General features: G+C 51.8%; 14 protein-coding genes. 7 read left to right on the top strand and 7 right to left on the bottom strand.

What is annotated here, in order from left to right; genetic code table 11:
• Nucleotides 1–185 precede the first annotated feature (185 nt).
• On the bottom strand, nucleotides 186–1,922 hold the full coding sequence (locus tag IEX74_RS19695) for a phospho-sugar mutase (RefSeq protein WP_188815752.1): 1,737 nt from the start codon (nucleotides 1,920–1,922) through the stop codon (nucleotides 186–188).
• A 449-nt stretch (nucleotides 1,923–2,371) separates the two neighbouring features.
• Between IEX74_RS19695 and IEX74_RS19690 the strand changes: the two genes are divergently transcribed.
• Nucleotides 2,372–4,066, top strand: coding sequence for a Hint domain-containing protein (locus tag IEX74_RS19690; RefSeq protein WP_188815751.1), 1,695 nt, complete (start codon nucleotides 2,372–2,374; stop codon nucleotides 4,064–4,066).
• A 211-nt stretch (nucleotides 4,067–4,277) separates the two neighbouring features.
• On the opposite strand, the gene hppD is transcribed toward IEX74_RS19690, so the two are convergent.
• A complete protein-coding gene (gene hppD, locus IEX74_RS19685; RefSeq protein ID WP_188815750.1) occupies nucleotides 4,278–5,414 on the bottom strand; it encodes a 4-hydroxyphenylpyruvate dioxygenase in 1,137 nt (378 codons plus the stop codon).
• Between the two features lie 171 nt (nucleotides 5,415–5,585).
• On the opposite strand from hppD, the gene IEX74_RS19680 reads away from it, so the two are divergent.
• The gene (locus IEX74_RS19680; protein ID WP_188815749.1) at nucleotides 5,586–5,984 is read left to right on the top strand and encodes a hypothetical protein; all 399 of its coding nucleotides are present in this window, start codon (nucleotides 5,586–5,588) and stop codon (nucleotides 5,982–5,984) included.
• Nucleotides 5,985–6,248: 264 nt separating this feature from the next.
• Here IEX74_RS19680 and IEX74_RS19675 read toward each other — a convergent pair whose 3' ends face one another.
• Both IEX74_RS19675 and IEX74_RS19670 read right to left on the bottom strand, forming a co-directional pair.
• Nucleotides 6,249–8,159 carry an ABC-F family ATP-binding cassette domain-containing protein gene (locus IEX74_RS19675; RefSeq protein WP_188815748.1) on the bottom strand — a complete coding sequence of 637 codons (1,911 nt, stop codon included), beginning with the start codon at nucleotides 8,157–8,159 and terminating at the stop codon, nucleotides 6,249–6,251.
• A 185-nt stretch (nucleotides 8,160–8,344) separates the two neighbouring features.
• On the bottom strand, nucleotides 8,345–8,578 hold the full coding sequence (locus IEX74_RS19670) for a hypothetical protein (protein ID WP_188815747.1): 234 nt from the start codon (nucleotides 8,576–8,578) through the stop codon (nucleotides 8,345–8,347).
• Nucleotides 8,579–8,767: 189 nt separating this feature from the next.
• Between IEX74_RS19670 and murI the strand changes: the two genes are divergently transcribed.
• The 3 genes from murI (at nucleotide 8,768) to IEX74_RS19655 (ending at nucleotide 15,534) form a co-directional block, all read left to right on the top strand.
• Nucleotides 8,768–9,601, top strand: coding sequence for a glutamate racemase (gene murI, locus IEX74_RS19665; protein ID WP_188815746.1), 834 nt, complete (start codon nucleotides 8,768–8,770; stop codon nucleotides 9,599–9,601).
• A 618-nt stretch (nucleotides 9,602–10,219) separates the two neighbouring features.
• Nucleotides 10,220–13,327 (top strand): T9SS type A sorting domain-containing protein, encoded by a 3,108-nt coding sequence (locus IEX74_RS19660; RefSeq protein WP_188815745.1) that lies wholly within the window; start codon nucleotides 10,220–10,222, stop codon nucleotides 13,325–13,327.
• A 116-nt stretch (nucleotides 13,328–13,443) separates the two neighbouring features.
• Entirely contained in the window at nucleotides 13,444–15,534 is a 2,091-nt protein-coding gene (locus tag IEX74_RS19655) for a T9SS type A sorting domain-containing protein (protein ID WP_188815744.1), read from the top strand.
• Between the two features lie 74 nt (nucleotides 15,535–15,608).
• Here the strand turns inward: IEX74_RS19655 and IEX74_RS19650 are convergent, their stop codons facing one another.
• The 3 genes from IEX74_RS19650 to IEX74_RS19640 all read right to left on the bottom strand — a co-directional run bounded on the left by IEX74_RS19650 (nucleotide 15,609) and on the right by IEX74_RS19640 (nucleotide 17,857).
• Complete coding sequence (locus tag IEX74_RS19650; RefSeq protein WP_188815743.1) at nucleotides 15,609–15,935, bottom strand: HesB/IscA family protein; 327 nt, start codon at nucleotides 15,933–15,935, stop codon at nucleotides 15,609–15,611.
• A gap of 178 nt (nucleotides 15,936–16,113) precedes the next feature.
• A complete protein-coding gene (iscU, locus tag IEX74_RS19645; RefSeq protein ID WP_188815742.1) occupies nucleotides 16,114–16,530 on the bottom strand; it encodes a Fe-S cluster assembly scaffold IscU in 417 nt (138 codons plus the stop codon).
• 112 nt (nucleotides 16,531–16,642) lie between these two features.
• On the bottom strand, nucleotides 16,643–17,857 hold the full coding sequence (locus IEX74_RS19640; protein ID WP_188815741.1) for an IscS subfamily cysteine desulfurase: 1,215 nt from the start codon (nucleotides 17,855–17,857) through the stop codon (nucleotides 16,643–16,645).
• 134 nt (nucleotides 17,858–17,991) lie between these two features.
• Here IEX74_RS19640 and mce point away from each other — a divergent pair, with 134 nt between their 5' ends.
• Both mce and IEX74_RS19630 read left to right on the top strand, forming a co-directional pair.
• Nucleotides 17,992–18,402: a methylmalonyl-CoA epimerase gene (gene mce / locus IEX74_RS19635; RefSeq protein WP_188815740.1), complete on the top strand. Its 411-nt coding sequence runs from the start codon at nucleotides 17,992–17,994 to the stop codon at nucleotides 18,400–18,402.
• Between the two features lie 67 nt (nucleotides 18,403–18,469).
• On the top strand, nucleotides 18,470–19,045 hold the full coding sequence (locus tag IEX74_RS19630) for an L-threonylcarbamoyladenylate synthase (protein ID WP_188815739.1): 576 nt from the start codon (nucleotides 18,470–18,472) through the stop codon (nucleotides 19,043–19,045).
• The last annotated feature ends 21 nt before the right edge of the window (nucleotides 19,046–19,066 follow it).

The raw sequence follows: 19,066 nt of genomic DNA, 5'->3' as shown, positions 1-19,066 counted from the left end.
CGTCATCCCGACGCAAGGAGGAATCTCGCGTGCTTCGTTAGCCCGTCATGTCGACCAGCGGGAGACATGACGGGCTGTTGTGGGACTGAAACCTAGCTTTTTAAGCTGCACAGCTACACAAAAAAGGAGCTTGGTTTCATCAACCAAGCTCCTTGCAAACTAAATAAACGGAAGAAGACAGCTTCTTACTTTAGCTGCATATCCTCGATGATAGCATTGATGCGGTCCGAAAGCTTCTTGTTCACCATATCAAAGTCAACGGCCGAGGCGAGCGGGTGCTTCACGCTGAAATAGAACTTGATTTTAGGCTCGGTGCCCGACGGGCGAGCCGAAATCTTGCTGCCATCTTCGGTGATGAACTGTAGCACGTTCGACTTCTCCAAACCCGTTGGGAACTGCTCGCCTGTGTGCAGGTTGCGGATGTGACCTAGGTCGTAGTCGCGAACTTCCACGACCGGCGAACCCGCGATGGTAGCCGGCGGGTTGGCGCGCAGGTCGCGCATCATCTCCTGGATTTCTTCGGCGCCGCGCTGGCCTTTTTTGGTCAGCGAAATGAGGTTTTCCTGGTACAAGCCGTAAGTGGCGTACATCTGCACGAGCGCCTCATACAGCGTCTGGCCTTTGTCTTTGGCCACGGCCGCCATCTCAGCAATCATGGCGCAGGCCGAAATAGCGTCCTTATCGCGCACGAAGTCGCCGATCATGTAGCCGTAGCTTTCCTCGCCGCCTCCGATGTAGGTTTCGCGGCCTTCCAGCTCACGGATGATGCCGGCAATGTACTTGAAGCCGGTGAGCGTCTGGTACGACTTCACGCCGTGCGCCCGGCCAATATCGCCCAGCACGTCGCTCGTCACGATGGTGTACACGATGTAGTCCTGGTCGGTCATCTTGCCGGCCTGGGCGCGGGCTGAGAGCAGGTAGTGCGTGAGCAACGCGGCCGTCTGGTTGCCGTTTACCAGCACCCACTCACCTTGCTGGTTTTTCACACCAATGCCCACGCGGTCGGAGTCCGGGTCGGTAGCAATTACGAGGTCGGCATCCAGCTGTTTGGCCTGGTCGAGGGCCATCTGCATGGCTACTTTCTCCTCCGGGTTCGGCGACTGCACCGTGGGAAAGTTGCCGTCGGGCGTGGCCTGCTCCTGCACGATGTGCACGTTGGTGAAACCAAAACGCTGCAAAATCTTCGGTACCAGCGTAATACCGGTGCCGTGCAGGGGCGTGTACACGATCTTCAGGTCGTGCTGGCGCTGAATAGCAGCCGGATTGATGCTTAGCTTCTCTACCTCGCTCAGGTACGCCTCATCAATGTCGGCGCCGATCATGTGAATGCGCGACTCATCGGCTGCAAACTTCACCTCATCAACCGAGTGTATGTTGTTGACTTCTTGGATAATGTTCTTGTCGTGGGGCGCTACTACCTGGGCGCCGTCCTGCCAGTATACTTTGTAGCCGTTGTACTCCTTCGGGTTGTGCGAAGCCGTGATAACAACGCCGCTCTGGCAATGCAAATGGCGGATGGTGTACGACAGCTCAGGCGTAGGCCGCAGATCCTCAAAGAGGTAAACCGTGATGCCGTTAGCCGAGAAGATGCCCGCCGTGATGCGCGCAAACAGCTTGCTGTTGTTGCGCGAGTCATGGGCAATGGCCACTTTAATCTCCTGGTTTGGGAACGACTTAAGCAGGTAGTTGCACAAACCCTGCGTGGCCATGCCCAGCGTGTAGCGATTCATGCGGTTGGAGCCCACGCCCATGATACCGCGCAGGCCGCCGGTGCCGAACTCCAGGTTGCGGTAAAACGCATCGTTGAGGGTGTCTTCCTGATTATCGGCAAGCATCTGCCGGATTTCGGCTTGGGTGTCGGCGTCGTAACTGCCGTTTAGCCAAGTATTTACTTTCTGCTGAATTTCAGGGGTGAGGGCCATTGTACAGGAATCAAGGATTGATTAGGAGGGTAAAGAAAACAAATAATGCCAGCAAACCATGCCGGTGACTATCTGTGCTTACGTGTGCTACGAAAAAGAGCTTTCCGGTGTGGAAAGCTAGGTGCAACATTAAGGATAATTTCACATTATATCATTGTAATAGAATATTCTATGTCTGCCGAAGTTTGTTGAGCAACAGCCTTTAAGAACCAAGAGCAAAACGCATTCAAACCTAGGTATTGATGCCTACAATGCCGGCAAAGCAAGAGGCTGCGCGTGGTAGCGGCGACGTTTTGAGTAGTAGTTATAGCTTCCGTAGAAAGCTAGGTGTCACATACATATGCGATTGAACGGCGTCTGTTTTTTGCCGCACTTGCAGCCGCAAAAGCTGCTTGCTGCTGATCGTTGAACCAAGCTGGCAGCAAGTACATCTTTCACATTTTGTTGCTATGCAATCCACACACCGTCTCGTCAACTTCCTGTTCTTTCTCATGGCCTTACTGCTGGCGTTGTTGCCCATTGCAGCCGCGTTTGCGCAAAAGCCCGTCAAAACCGAAATCATACCGCTGTTCGATAAGGTACCAGCGCCGCCCACGGTCCCCAATTGCACCCTGAAGCTCCCAGCGGGCTTTGCTGACTTAGAGCGGCAGGTGGCACAGCTTAGCCAGACCATCGCCAGCAGCCGCACGGCAGAACAAAGCAAGGAAGAAGCTGACATGAAGGCTGTTAGTCAGCGGGTAACAGAGGCCGGGGTGGAGAACATGAGTGAGGCCCAAAAGCTAGCTTACATGCAGCAGGCCGCCAATATACCCGGCAGTAATGCGCAAGCGGTGCAGCTGGCCCAGCAGATGCAAGACCCGGCCTTCACCGCCAAGTTTTCGCAAATGAGCGACGTGGAAAAGGCGCAGTACCTGCAGAAGCAGATGGCCGCGCCCGGCTCCACGCAGCAGCGCATGGTGAATAATCCCGCTTTCCAGGCCGCACAAGCCGATTTTATGCAGCAAATGCAAAACCCTGGCTTTCGGGCAGCATGGGAGAAGAAGTCGGAGGCCGAACAGGATGCCTATATGCAGCAACTCATGCGCAAGCACGGCCTCGATGAAACGCAGCTCAAAGCCGTGGCTGGCCCTGCCAAAACCACTGCTCCGCTGGCTCCGCTTGTGGCTACCGCCGCCATGGAAGCCAACGCGAAGCTGGCCGGAATCATCGCCGCAGAAGCCAACAGCCCGGATGCTTTTTTGCGCTTACAGCAGCAGCTACAAGCTAGCCTCGAAGCCGTAAGCAAAGAGGCCGCCGCACGTCCGCGGGTAGAGGCGCGCGAAGGAGACTGCCAAGGACAGCAACGCAACTACGACCAATACCGCAGCTACCAAAAGCAGCGCCTCGACCTGATGGCCAAGTACATGCCGCAGCTAGCCGCCGCCTGGCAGGCCCGGAAAAAGGAGCTGATTGCGCGCAGCACGCCATTTCAGACGGAGCTAGCCAAGATTCACTATGGCGACGACATCAAGCGGCCGCAGGAAAAAGCGTTTGTTTCTTCTCTGGCTGGAGGTCAGCAGCTGATGTTGCAGGAGATAACGCAGTTGGCGGGCTACAGTCAGGCCATTTATGAGCTGAACAGCAAGTATTGCGAACTGACCGCTGATTATAACAAGCCGTTTAAATGCGAGCTGGCTACCTGCTTTCCGCCTTCCGCGCGCGTCAATCTGCCCGATGGCCGTCAGGTGCATATCAGCAGAATTCGTCCCGGTGATGAAGTGTTGGGCTACGATGCCGCTATGGGGCGTTTACGTCCGGTCCGCGTGCAACGCGTTGATATTCACAGCGACCATGACTATGCGCTCGTGCAGCTCACTATTGGTACGCCCGCCGTGTACGCCGACCTAGGTACGGCCGCTGCACTTGCCACCCCCGCGATAAAGTTGCTGATGACACCTAATCACCCCATCATTACTGCGGACCGGCAAGCACTCCGCGCCGACCAGCTGCAACCCTCCGACGAGGTGCTGCGCCTCAACGAAAATGAGGTAGAAACAACGCACCTGGCTGATCGGCAACCCGCCGGCACAGCATGGGAGGTGTACAACTTACGCACTGAAACTGGTAACTACTTTGTAAGTGGCGTGCTGGTCGGCAGCAAGTAAAAGCTAGGTACCTAGGTGCGAAAAGGCGTTGAACGTTGTTCCGACCGACGGGAGAAACCTCGTGTGCTTCGCTAGAACGTCATGTCGACCAGCGGGAGAAATCTCGCGTGCAATAGTAACTCTGATCATTAGGGTTTACTATTGCACGCGAGATTTCTCCCGCTGGTCGAAATGACGTTTTATTAGTTATGACGTTCCAATCTAACTACGCTTAGAGATTACCGCGTAGCGCCTGCTCGCGCTCAATCGATTCGAACAGGGCTTTGAAGTTGCCTTTGCCGAAGCTCTTGGCACCTTTGCGCTGAATGATTTCGTAGAAAACAGTGGGCCGATCTTCTACGGGCTTGGTGAAAATTTGCAGCAGATAGCCTTCTTCATCGCGGTCAACGAGCAAGTTTAGGGCTTTCAGCGAACCTAGGTCCTCGTCGATAGCGCCGACCCGGTCGAGCACGTCTTCGTAATAGGTAGCGGGCACGCTCAGGAACTCCACACCACGCCGGCGAAGCTCCGCGACGGTGGCCCGAATATCGTGGGTGATAACCGCAATGTGCTGAACACCAGCCTCGTGGTAGTAGTCGAGGTACTCTTCAATCTGCGACTTCTTCTTGCCCTCGGCTGGCTCATTAATGGGGAATTTGACGTAGCCGTTGCCGTTGGAAACGACCTTCGACATCAGGGCAGAGTACTCAGTGCTGATGTCGTCGTCGTCGAAGGTGATGAGCAGCTTAAAGCCCATTACATCCTCGTAAAACTTGACCCACTGGTTCATCTGGCCCCAGCCTACGTTGCCCACGCAGTGGTCGATGTAGTGCAGGCCAACGGGGTTGCCCTGCGGCACAGTGCTGGTGCGCGCCACAAAGCCCGGCATGAACGGACCCATGTAGTTGGTGCGCTCTACAAAAGTGTGAATGGTTTCGCCATAGGTGTAAATCCCGGCTAGGGTCACTTCACCGTGCTCATCGAAAATCGTGTAGGGCTCGAAAGCGGCGCGGGCGCCTCGTTTGGTGGTTTCCTCGAAGGACTTGCGGGCATCGTCAACCCACAGCGCCATCACCTTCACGCCGTCGCCGTGGCGGCGCACATGCTCCGAAATCTCCGAATCGGGGAGGAGGGAAGTGGTGAGCACCAGCCGGATTTTATTCTGCTGAAGCACGTAGCTGGCCCGGTCGCGCAGGCCGGTTTCGGGTCCGGCGTAAGCCACCAGCTCGAAGCCAAAGGCTGCTTGGTAGTAGTACGCCGATTGCTTGGCATTGCCGACGTAGAACTCAAGATAATCAGTGCCTTTCAGGGGCAGGAAGTCGGTGGCGGGCTGCGCCGCGGCTGGGGTGGGGGAGGATAGAGTTTCCATGGGTGGGGTGGAAGATTGGGTGGGAATGGTAGAGGAGTAAAAATAGCCTTTTGCCATCGATTAAGTAGCTCTGGCCGTAAGAGACTCCTACTCATGGCACAACTCCATGTCATGTAGTAGATTTGTAGAATAGTACGCACCTTTGCGAACAAACCTTATTGACCTGTGGCTATGAATAAAGAGGACCTCAACCGCGCCCTCGTAACGCTGATCGAAAAGAAGCAGGCGCTGCACAAGCTGCCTTACAACCACGACAGCTACGATGACATCGAGGAGGAGCTACACGACCTCGAAGACGATTTCAACGAAGAATACGGCCCGTATCTGGAAGAAGTGCTGGAGAAAGTACACGAGCAGCTTTGCCCGGATACCGACGTGCTGTTGCCCACCGCCTACCTGCCCAACGACCTAGGTGGCGACACCGACTACGTGCCCTCGCACAAGGAAGGCGTCTGGGTTGACTCCGACGAATTTCCGGGCAAGGAAGCCCGCCTCGTGCTCGTCCCCAATCCTACCCGCCTGATTCTGTCGGTAGGCAAGAAGGTGCGCAAGGAAGTGTGGAAAGCGTAAAGGAAATCTTGAGTGCTGAGTTTTGAATGTTGACTGGTGCAGACGACACACACTGCTTGGTGCGCTTATAGCTCAACAGGTAAAACCTGGCATTGCCCTGGCTTTACGCGTTATCCTGTCATTTAACTGGCAGTAGACGTAACGTGGATTTGCTTGTAGCTGACCAACATAGCAGGCAAAGATTACGCATAACTCAAAACCTAGGTACACAAAAAGAAGCCTCTGCTGGTATCAGCAGAGGCTTCTTTTTGTGCGGCTCGCGTCCTACATTAACTCAGCCAGTTCCAGCCACCGCTCGCCTTTGGCGTCCAGATCCGCGTCGGTGCGCTTAAGCTGCGCCGACCAATCAGCGAGCTGCTGGTGCGTGCCCTGGCCTGCATTCAACTGGTCGATTAGTTGTTGCTTCTGCGCTTCAAGGCGCTCGATGTCTGCCTCTAGCTGCTCATATTCTTTTTTCTCCGCAAAGCTAGCTTTGCGCTTGGGTGCTGCTGGTGCCACCTCCTTCACAACCGGAGCCGCCGAAGGCGCCACGCCAGCGGCGGCTTTGGCCGTGCGGGCGGCTTCCTGCGCGTACTCGGCGGCATTATGCTCCTTCTGCCACTCGCGGTAGTCGGTGTAGTTGCCGGGGAAGTTGCGCAGATTGCCGCCGGGCTCCAGCACAAATACGTGCTCTACCAGGGCATCCATGAAGTAACGGTCGTGCGACACGATGAGCAGACAGCCCGTGAAGTTGAGTAGGAATTCCTCCAGGATATTAAGCGTGATGATATCCAGATCGTTGGTCGGCTCGTCAAGAATGAGGAAGTTCGGGTTCTTGATCAGCACGCGCAGCAGTTGCAAGCGGCGCTTTTCGCCTCCGCTCAGCTTGCTCACGAGCGTGTACTGCTGGGCGGGCGGAAACTGGAAGTGCTGCAAAAACTGCGAAGCCGTAACAACGTCACCATTAGCCATTTCCACTACTTCGGCCACTTCCTTCACGATGTCAATCACGCGCTGCGTTTCGTCGAACTCCAGCTCGTTCTGCGTGTAGTAGCCGAACACGGTGTTCTGACCTTTGTCGATGGCGCCGCTATCCGGACCTAGCTTGCCCGTGAGCATGTTCAATAGCGTCGACTTGCCCGCACCGTTTGGCCCGATCAGACCGATACGGTCCTTTTTCTTGAATACGTAGCTGAAGTCCTGCAGCACCACCTTGTCGCCGAATTGCTTGTGCAGGTGCTCGACCTCAATGATTTTGCCGCCCTGCCGCGTCGTCTTCACCGACAGCTCCAGCTGCGGCCCACCGATTTTGGTTTTGGCTTTCTCCTGCGTTTCGTAGAAAGCATCAATACGCGCCTTCTGCTTGGTGCCGCGCGCCTGCGGCTGGCGACGCATCCACTCCAGTTCTTTGCGCAGCAAGTTGCGGGCCTTCTCTACCTCAGCTACTTCCATCTGCTCCCGCTCGGCTTTCTTCTCCACGAAGTAGGAGTAATTGCCCTGGTAACGATGCACCCGACCTTGGTCCAGTTCCACTATTTCGTTGGCGACTTTATCCAGGAAGTAGCGGTCGTGGGTCACCATTAATAAGGTGAGCGAAGGCGAAGCCAATCGGTTTTCCAGCCACTCAATGGTATCTAGGTCGAGGTGGTTGGTCGGCTCGTCAAGTATCAAGATTTCAGGCTCTTCAATGAGCACGCGAGCCAAAGCTACGCGCTTGCGCTGCCCTCCCGAAAGCATACTTACTTTCCGGTCGAGCAGCTCACCCAGGATGCCCAGCCGACCTAGGATTTGTTTCACCTGCGAGTCGTAGTCCCAGGCGTTTAGCGCGTCCATACGCTCCATTACGCGCTGCAAGTCGTCGGGCTTGTGGTTGGGGTCGTTCACCACGTGCTCATAGTCGCGGATGGCAGCCAGCGTATCATTCTGGCTGGCAAAAATGGTTTGCTCAACCGTCAGCGCTTCATCGAATACCGGTTGCTGACCCAGGAAGGCCACGCGGATGTCTTTGCGCACGCTCACCGAACCAGTGTCGGGTTGCTCCTGACCAGCCAAGATGCGCAGCAGGGTCGTTTTGCCGGCCCCGTTAATGCCTACCAGCGCCACACGCTGCCCTTGGCTCAAGCCAAAAGCTAGGTCACGGAACAGCCAACGGTCGGCGTAATTTTTTGAGATATTTTCAGCAGAAAGAAGATTCATAGGACAAAGGTAATTTCTGAACCACGGATTCCTCCGGATTTTTCGGCTGCCACGAATTCTGTGGGCGCTAAGGTTCAATTCACTACGAAAAGCCGCCTTAGTAAATTCCTAAAGGCCGTTATTTTCAGCCAAAAGAATCGTTCATAGAATCCATGTAATTCGAAAAAGCCGCCAGAATCTGTGGTTCAGATGACTCTTACCTGATCCACATGCACATCATCGCGCAGAATCTCAAGCCCGCGGTAAGCCAACGGTCGGCCCGTGTTGGTGGTTAAATCGCCGCCAGCGGAGTATAAATGGGCTACATCGAGCACAAGCTGTGTGTATTTACGTTCCCCTAGCTCTATGGCTATTGGGCGGCCCTGGCTGGAGTCGTAGGCGGCCAGAGCGTGGTCGATTTCTTCCAGAATTTTGCTCATCTGCGCAAAGAGGATGGATTGGCAGCTAATATATAAGTTGTTATTCGATAGTTGCTATTCGTGAGGCAACCAAGAGGAATATGGCTTGGTAAATGTGGTTTTGATGGCCAACCTAGCTTCGTGCTGTCACCACGATGCTGCTACGCGCTACCGGCAAATTAGCAGCTGATCATTGTACCTTCGCCCCGTATGGCACCCACTTCCTCTTCCGACCTGACTACCCGCCCCATTGGTGTATTCGACAGCGGCATCGGCGGCCTGACGGTCGCTCGGGCTGTCAACCGTGTGCTGCCCCACGAGCGGCTGATCTACTTTGGCGATACTGCTCACCTCCCGTACGGCGACAAGTCGCAGGCTGCTATTCAGGCGTATAGCATCAAGATCTGCGATTTGCTGCTACGCCAGCAGTGCAAGGTTATTCTGATTGCCTGCAACTCCGCTTCGGCTGCCGCCTACGAGTTGGTGCGTGAGTATGTCGGCAGTAAAGCGCGGGTACTTAATGTGATTGATCCTATTGTAGCACACATCGGGGAAGCGTACGCCGGGCGCTCAGTCGGCCTGATTGGTACCAAGCAGACCGTCAACTCCAACGTCTATAAAAAGAAGATTGACGACCTGGATGCCGGAGTAGAACTGCACGCCCTTGCCACTCCGCTGCTGGTCCCGATGATTGAAGAAGGTTTCTTTGAGAATAACATTAGTGATAATATTATCCGCACTTACCTAGCTAATCCTCATCTGGATGGGATTGAGGCGCTGGTTCTGGGCTGCACTCATTATCCTTTGATCCAGGAGGAAATCAAAGCGTATTATCAGGGCAGCGTAGCTGTGCTGGATGCCTCTGATGTCGTTGCTCAGCATGTAAAAGCATATCTGGAAGCGAATCAGCTGAAGGCTCCTGCGACTTCCTCTCTACCGGAGCATCTCTTCTACGTCTCTGATTTCACCCGCTCCTTTGAGGAAAGCACCCGCATTTTCTTCGGGCAGCAAGTGCGTCTCGAGCATTACCCTTTGTGGGAATAAGCCTTCCAGTTTGAGAGTAGATTCGCCTATACCATTCTGGTACGGGCTTAGCTAGGTGTGCTTGGTAGATAGGAACGTCTTCGCTTTGGTAAGATAGCCGGACTGCGCTACTCTTCGAAGGCCTATGCTTATGTGCAGTATATTCTATAATGGTAATCTGTATAAATAACTTGCTGAAAGGTATTTAATAATTCTAAGTTGCTGCTATGAGCCTATAAGATCTTGCTGGTAGGCGGCTTTATGCCTATTGATAAATAAAAGTAGGATGATAGTGAATGTGCCTGCTGAATATTGAGCGATATATTGATATTACCTAGATAGATACATAGCTAGCTTGAAATTGCATAGGATTGGGGGTAAGATGCTTGTGGGCTTTTATTATTGCCTATAAGGCTATTTCGTTTGGCACGAATTATGGTTAGTTCTATCGAATGAGTATACCTTTTGTAAACTGATTTATTGAAAAAGTTATAAATGTAGTTGAAAATATGCAGGTCCGCTTATTGATCTCCTCCGTATTGTTGTCTGCTACTCAATGATGATTCAACTTTTAAAGTGTTGGAGATTCAAATTGGTTTTTTCAAATAATTTATTGTCCCTAATCATCCCCACCATACCATGAAAAACTCTTACCTGAATAGTTTACTACACTACTTGCGACCTCCTCTGTGGGTTCTCTCAATGGTTGTACCATTGTTGTTTGTCTCCCTCGCAAGCAGTGCACAGACATTCACGGAGAATATGGGGGATACCCCCGGCACAGGAGGGTCCTCAACTACCCCCACCTACACGGCAGGAGGTATAGGTTCCCGTGAAAGTATTACCCATGCTAATGACCGGGGAGCTTTCAAGAATACTCAATTTATTTTTTCGGGCACTGCAGTTGGAGCAGGGAGTGCGCCGGCGGTGGGTACGAATCCACCATCATTACCATCTATCTTCTTTGGCCCCCAAGCTGGTGCTCCAACCGCCGCTGGCGAATATACTTTTCAGATAGATAATATTAATACCTCTTACCTGCAAGATCTGAGGCTATATTTCAAGTTGTACAGTGCTTCAACGTCGGGTTCATCTTTTATTGTTGAGTACAATGCAAATAAGGGCGCAGGTTGGATTGAAGCATATAATAGCACATCAGCTAATAGTACCTGGAGTCTTAAAGATGCTACACTTGCGGGTGGGGCAGGCACTTCCAATCTAAGTCTCCGTTTTCGAAAGCCAGCAAATAGTAGTGCCGCTCGCGAGTTTCGGATGGACGATGTGCAATTAACGGGTACGCCCGTCTTGCAAGTAACGCCTGCTAGCTTGAATTTTGGTCCACTACCAACCAGTCAGACAGTAACACAGTCTTTCGTTGTAAAGAGCAGTGAACTAACAAATCCTGTGAACATTACTTTGCCTGCCGATTCTCCTTTCACGATTAGCACCAGCACGACTGGCTTTTCGAATAATGTTACGTTGATACCAACCAGTGGCAATGTCAATACAACTGTATACGTTCAGTTTGCCCCTACGCAACTCGGCGACTTTTCAGAAATAATAACGTTAGATTCGGATGGTGCAAGTGGCACAACAGTCACTGTTAGTGGCACTGGAACTTCCTTTGCACCTACCCTTACTGTAACTCCTCCTAGCTTAGACTTTGGCAATGTTGCGGCCAACGGTTCTGGCAAAACGTTGCCCTTTCAGGTGAAAGGTAATAATCTAACGGGTACGATTACACTCACGGCTAGTACGGCCGTTCAGTTCCGTGACCCTGATGCTGGTGGTGGATTCGTTTCCACTATGTCGTTAACTCCTAGCTCCGCTAATGGAAGTTTGACTAAGACCATTGAAGTAAGAACTACCTCTGGCGCGCCTATAGGGGCCTTTACTGGGGAGATCAGTCTAGTAGATTCCAAGGATAATGTTTCAGCACAAGTAGCAATTAGCGCTATTAACAATGGTGCGGATGCTGAACTGACGCCATCGGGAGCAGCGCCGACCAAATTCTCTACGGTGCCCAATGTAGCCTCTGCTTACCAAACGTATACTGTTGCAGGTACTAACCTGCAAAGTGATATTACGATCACTGCTCCAAGCTTATTTCAAGTATCATTTAAAACAGACTTCTCAGATATTACAGCGGGAGCAACTGGCAATACAATCAAGATTGCAGGTCCACGTGATAGTGAAGGAAATGTGACGAGCTATAATGTTAGCGGGGTGCCAATATATTTCCGGTACTTGCCAACAGATGCCCGTGATGTAAATAACGTTAACATATTCATTACTAGTCAACCAGCTACTACCAAAACTATTCAGGTATCGGGGACTAGTATGCCCTCCGTAGAGTTAGCAAATGCCTTCACACCGGCTGCCAATGTAGTGTTAGGTTCTGGTGCAATGGCAGGTCAAACAATGGCCATCAGCGCTAAACGGGTTCTTAAGCCAATTACATTATCAATCGCAGCTGATGATAATCAGTTTAACCCTTCCAAAACACCTCAATACGAAGTTTCAGAAGACAATACTACTTGGGGCAGTACAGTAGTTATCAACCCGGATGCGAGTACTTACAGCGCGACAAAAACGATTTATGTACGCTATAATCCTACATACTTAGGTAAGTCGACTACTTCGCTGTTGTACCAAACTAATGATTCAAACATCAAGACTCCGCAGACATTCAGCAGCAATACGGATGGTACAAACAATGGTACTCTAACTGGTAATGCCATTGCAAACCAGCCTATTAATGATGTTGCTGCTAGCATTAATGTTCAACGGGACTTAGAAGCTGGAACAGCTGTGGTAAACTTTAACTTGCCAGCAGGTTATAACAGTCAGAGTAATACGCAAGGGTATGGTGAGAATCGATTAATAGTTGTTAGTCTCAATAGTACGCTGCCGGCGGGCTCGCAACCGGTGGATGGGACTTCTTACGACATCAATAGTGGCATTTACGGTGGAACAGCGAGCAGCCAGCAAGTGGCACCCGGCTATTATGTAGTATATGCTGGTTCAGCTTCTTCCGCTACTATTACAGGTTTAGATAAGAATAGAGCCTACTATTTCTACTCTTACGAATTTAATAACCTGTTCACATATGTGAATAGCAGCAATCAACAGGTTACAGTAGGAGTGCAGAATGCAGAGAACTATAAAACGCCTTCCGTTCCAGTCTCGGGAATTGTAGCGCCCGGCATATTTCTTCCCGTTGAGTTAATCTCGTTCGATGCAAAACTGCGGAAAGGGCATGTATATGCAAGCTGGGCTACGGCCTCCGAAGTTAATAACGAAGGTTTCCATGTAGAGCGCAGTCAGGATGGAAAGGCCTTCACGAGCGTTTCCTACCAAAAAGGCCAAGGTACTACGGCTAATAAAACTTCTTACGAAGCAATCGACAATCAGCCACTAGCAGGGTCCTCTTACTACCGTCTCAAGCAAGTAGACCTAGATGGTAAAGTTTCCTACTCACCGGTTGTAACTATTGTAAATACTGCCGCCCTAATTACTGTGTCTGTATATCCTAACCCAACACAGGATATAGCGACGATTAACCTAGGTCAGCTGCCGGTAGCTGGCACGCAGGTGCAACTGACTGACATGATGGGTCGCACTATCCGAACGCAGCAACTAAGCACTACGGGTGAGCTGAACATGCGCGACCTGAAGCCTGGTACGTACTTCATTACAATTCAACTCGGTGATCAGAAGGTCGTGAGCAAAGTTGTGAAGAACTAGCACGCTGTCTGCTTTGTATCAGGAAAAGCCCTCTCACCTGGAGAGGGCTTTTTCATGCCATAAGGCGGATTTTAATTGATAATATTCTAATTGATAGGTAAGGAAATTCTATGTTAATGGTGTCTTCTGGTTTGAAATGTTATCGTGCGTTCGAATTTGCTCGCTATGTATTGCTTGCCTTGTCATTGTTATTGTACTCCATACCTAGCGGAGCGCAAAGCATTGGCCCTCGCAAGTGGGATAAGGGAGCGAATACTGATAATTTCTTTGATCCTGCTAACTGGGATAATGACCAAGTGCCCGCCGACGGTGAGGATGTAGTGCTAGATCATCAATTTTTTCTGGGTGACTATAACGTAGTGTTTCCCGCAGGCTCAGCACCCAAAACGTTAAATTCGCTCACGATAAATCCTGGGTCAGGTGACAGCATCCGGGTAGAGGTGCCTAGTACCAATACTACAGCACTGGCCCTAACGCTAACAGGTGTTGGTGGGAAAGCGCTATCTATTTATGATAAAGGTGTGTTTACCAATGCTTCAGGTGCAAATGGCGGAACCATTGTTGAAATAGCAGGTACTGCAGGAACTCTGTTTATCTACAATGGTGGTACATACCGGCACTATAGCACTAGTACACATGCTAGTGTAGCAGAAAATATTTCAACTGCTGCTGGTACCGAAAACGGAAACTGGGTTTTTCGTAGGAGTAGCACAACATTGTCACTATCAAATCGCAGCTATCCTAATTTAATTCTTCGCTGTCCGTCTAATCAGGCGGCTACTAACTATGGTGGGTCTGGTTCAGGTGTTTTGACCATCCGTGGTAACCTTATTATTGCTTCAAAAGCAACGTTCGCGCCTACAATGACGGGAGAGGTCCGGATCGCCGGAAACGTTGTTATTCAAGGTGGTATGCGCTTCGCTCCTAGTGGAACCCCTGGTACGGGTACTCTGACGCTGAATGGCCAAACCGCTCAGACAATCAGCGGCCCACCCTTTGGGGCCACGGCGACGAGTGCTAGTTATCTTAGTCCAGGTGTTACCTTAAAAGTCAACAACACTGCCGGCGTAACATTGCTTGCGCCGATGATAGTAAATGGCACTCTGGAACTGGTAAACGGCTTGTTGAACACGGATGGGACCAACCTTGTAACACTGGCGAACAACGCCACGGGAGGATCTAGTACCAGTTTCGTGAACGGGCCAGTCGCCCGCGTGGCTACTATAGCTGGTGCTGTTGTTTTTCCGGTTGGCCGGATTGACGCATCGGGAGCAGCTTATCGGCCCTTGACGTTGAACATTGCTACACTAGCTGTGCCTACCACATTCACCGCCGTGCAACAGGAAGGCACTTTCGATGCTACTAATTTGAATGGTGACTTGAAGCGAGTGAGCCAGATTCGCTCGTTTCAAATAACGCCAGCACCTGTGCCAACTGCTGGCCAGTTCCTAGGTTCTATCACGCTGAGCTTCGGTACGGATGACGTAGTGACGAATCCGGAAGCCAACTCATTGGTAATCGCCAAGAATAGTGGCAGTGGCTGGGAGAGCATTGGGCACGCGGCAAGTACAGGTACGTTTAATAAAGGTGAGACCGTAGCCGGTACGCTCACCTCAACGCAGTTTACATCCTTCAGTCAATTTGCACTAGGCAATACAGAAGCGGCTGCTAATCAGAATCCATTACCAATTACCTTAACAAGCTTCACTGCTGTGCGCCGTGATGTCGGCACATTTCTGCGGTGGACTACCGCAACAGAGAAAGACAACAACCGCTTCGAGGTACAACGCAGCATAAATGGTAAGGACTTCAAAGTGATAGATATAGTACCGGGGCAGCGGAAAAGCAGTCAGATGACAGTATACACCAGCTTTGACGTAACAGCCCCTAATACGCTGGCTTACTATCGACTACGCCAAGTAGATGAAGATGGCACAGCCAGCTTTTCGCCAATAGTGGCGGTGCAGCCTGCACTTAGCGAAACCCTTATTTTCCCCAATCCAGCTAGCAGTTACCTCTCTTTTCAGACGCGAGCAACTAAGGTGCATTATCGAATATTCAACTCGATGAGCCAGGTAGTTTTGTCAGGTGAGGCAGCCGGTGGAAGAGAAGTTATAGATGTGCGAAGCTTGCGAGATGGAATCTACTATCTGGAACTCAGGATGGAAGCGGGTTGTACCATCCATCGGTTCGAAAAGCAGCCCTAGGCGGGTATATTGCTATCGTTAATTAACAAAAAAAGCCTCTTCTTGTGGGAAGAGGCTTTTTGTAAAAATAAAATCTATACCGAGAAACTCTCGCCGCAGCCACAGGTGCGCGAAGCGTTTGGGTTGTCAAAAAAGAAGCCCTTGCCGTTCAAGCCGTCGGAGAAGTCGAGCTGCGTACCTGCCAGATATAGGAAGCTCTTCATGTCCACTACCACCCGTACGCCTTTATCCTCAAACTCCTGATCCATTGGCTTTACTTCATTATCGAAGTCTAGCTTATAGGAGAGGCCCGAGCAGCCACCACCCGCTACGGAAGCACGTAAGCGGTACGTATCATCAAGGTGAGCCTCCTGCATGAGGTGCTCTACTTTCACTTTGGCTTTATCAGAAACGGTAATCATGGTTCGCTGGAATGAAGACGACCGTACTTGCCGTCTGGTCGTTGAACAAAGTTATTGAGATTCCTTCTAATTAACTTCGAAGAAGGCAAAATTGTTCAGATCAAGCATTAGAAAATCAGAATAAACGAAGAAGCCGCCCAAACCTAGGTTTGGGCGGCTTCTTCGTTTGTAGGCTAGCTTAGTGGTGGGCTTTGCTTTCTTCCAAAGCGGGCAGGCCGTTCTTTACGCGGTAGTCGCTAATAGCCGATTTGATAGCATCTTCAGCCAGCACCGAGCAGTGAATCTTAACGGGCGGGAGAGCTAGCTCTTCCACAATTTCCATGTTGTCGATGCTTAGCGCTTCGTCAATGGTTTTGCCTTTCAGCCATTCCGTTGCCAGCGACGACGAGGCGATGGCCGAGCCGCAGCCAAACGTCTTGAACTTAGCGTCGGTGATGGTATTAGTGGTTTCGTCTACCTCAATTTGCAGACGCATTACGTCGCCGCACTCAGGTGCACCTACCAGGCCAGTACCTACGTTTCTTTTGCTTTTATCCAGCGTACCTACGTTGCGCGGGTTGCTGTAGTGGTCGATTACTTTATCGGAGTAAGCCATCTTATGAAATGTTGAATTTTAAATGTTGCGTTTTGAATGTCGCTGAATGCTGAGTTGGTGAATGCTAGACTAGGCCGTCACTTAAAACTCAGCATTCAACACTCAAAATTTCCTAGTGTTCTGCCCACTCGATCTTGTCGAGGTCGATACCTTCTTTGAACATCTCCCACAAGGGCGACATTTCGCGGAGCTTGGTTACGGCTTCTTTTACGTGGTTGATGGCGTAATCGATTTGCTCGTCGGTAGTAAAGCGGCTGAGGCCGAAACGCAGCGAAGAGTGCGCCAGGTCGTCGCTCAGACCCAGGGCCTTCAGTACGTACGAAGGCTCCAGCGAAGCCGACGTACAAGCCGAGCCCGACGATACGGCCAAGTCTTTCACACCCATCATCAAACCTTCGCCTTCCACATATTTGAAGGAAATGTTGGTGACGTGCGGCAGGCGGTGCTCACGCGAGCCGTTCACGTAGCTTTCTTCCAGCTCCAGCAGCGAAGCCTCGAGCCGGTCGCGCATGGCGGACAGACGGGCCGTGTCGGCTACCATTTCCAGGCGGGCTAGCTCACAGGCTTTGCCCAAGCCTACAATACCCGGAACATTCAGAGTACCTGAGCGCATACCACGCTCATGGCCGCCGCCGTCCATCTGGGCCGTCACTTTTACCCGTGGGTTTTTGCGACGTACGTACAAAGCGCCAATACCTTTCGGGCCGTACATCTTGTGCGCCGTGAAAGCCATCAGGTCGATGCCATCAGCAATAACATCTACGGGGATTTTGCCTACAGCCTGCGTGCCATCCGTCATGAACAGTGCACCGTGCTTGTGGGCAATAGCTGCGATTTCACGAATCGGCTGAACAGTACCGGTTTCGTTGTTGCCGTACATGATGGTCACCAGAATGGTTTCGGGCGTCATGGCGGCTTCTAGTTCAGCCAGGTTGATGAGGCCTTCGCCATCAACGGGCAGGTACGTAACCCGGCCACCTAGCTTTTCAATGTGTTTGCAGGTATCAAGCACGGCTTTGTGCTCGGTGGTAGCCGTGATGATGTGATTGCCCTTCTGGGAATACATCTCGAATACCCCTTTAATACCTAGGTTGTCCGATTCGGTAGCGCCCGAGGTGAAGATAATTTCCTTGGGGTCGCAGTGGATGAGCTGAGCGATTTGCTCGCGGGCATAGTCTACTGCTTCTTCAGCAGCCCAGCCGAAGGGGTGGTTACGAGAAGCAGCGTTGCCGAAAACCTCGGTCAGGTACGGCATCATGGCCTCCAGAACCCGTGGGTCGAGAGGGGTAGTGGCGTTGTTGTCGAGGTAGATAGGTAGCTTGAGCATGGCTCGGAGTCAGTAAGTCGACGTAAGAATGATTCGAAAGTAGAACACAGAAACAACAGAACTGGTTTTACTTTGCCTCCGCAAAAGTAGATATATTACAAATAAGCTGCACTACCCTTTCCCTTACACCACACATGTTTGTCAACCTCGAGCACCTGGGCCTGGCCGTACAGGATCTGCAATCAGCTACGGAGCTTTACACCAAGTTGTTAGGCGTAGCGCCCTACAAGCACGAGCACGTGCCCAGTGAAGCCGTAGACACGGTGTTCTTTCGGGTTGGAGGCGCCAAAGTAGAACTACTGGCCGGCACCTCGCCCGACAGCGCCATCACGAAGTACCTCAGCAAAAAAGGCGAAGGAATTCATCATGTAGCTTTCGAAGTAGCTGATATTCGGGCCGAAATGCTGCGGCTGCGGGAGGAAGGGTTTGTCTTGCTGAACGACGAGCCGAAACTAGGTGCCGATAACAAGCTCGTGTGCTTTGTTCACCCAAAAAGTGCGGCGGGCGTGTTGGTGGAGTTGTGTCAGGAAATACTGAAGCCCTGATCTGCTCTGGCGCTGCAATGATTCGATTCTAAGTCGTGATTCTCCTTTAAGTAAGTAAAACCTAGGTATGAATTCTTTTTTCCGTCAGGAAGTTGACGCTGCCGTTGATGCCTTGCTGTTGCAGCAAGTGATTTTGTACCCGACAGATACGGTGTGGGGGCTGGGCTGCGATGCCGAAGTGCCGAAAGCGGTAGAGCAGCTTTATAAAATAAAAGGTCGGCCGGAGGGCAAACCTAGCATTGTACTGGTGGCAGATCTGAAGATGCTGGCGCGCTACGTGAGCGAAGTGCCTGAAGCCTTGGAAGCTGCGCTGGCAGCCCAGACCCGGCCGACAACCTACATCATACCGGCTGCTCACCACCTAGCGCCACAATTAATAGGCCCCGATGGCACCGTTGGCCTGCGCATTCCCCAGGATGAGTTTTGCCACAAAGTGGTCCGGCGGCTTGGGCATGGCCTGGTTTCGACGTCGGCCAACGTGAGTGGTGAGCCAACGCCCGCCACCTACGTCGCCGTTGATCCTCGGATCATTCGGCAGGCCGATTACGTGGTGAGCTGGCGGCAGAATGACGTCACGACCGTCGCGCCGTCGCGCGTGGTGCGCTTCACACCCGATGGGCAGCTGGAAGTTGTGCGTGATTGAAAACCTAGGTTATTCCGGACA

The sequence above is a fragment of the Hymenobacter cavernae genome, assembly GCF_014641455.1.
In the GTDB taxonomy this organism is placed as follows: domain Bacteria; phylum Bacteroidota; class Bacteroidia; order Cytophagales; family Hymenobacteraceae; genus Hymenobacter; species Hymenobacter cavernae.
This window is presented reverse-complemented; position numbering and strand designations above follow the sequence as displayed.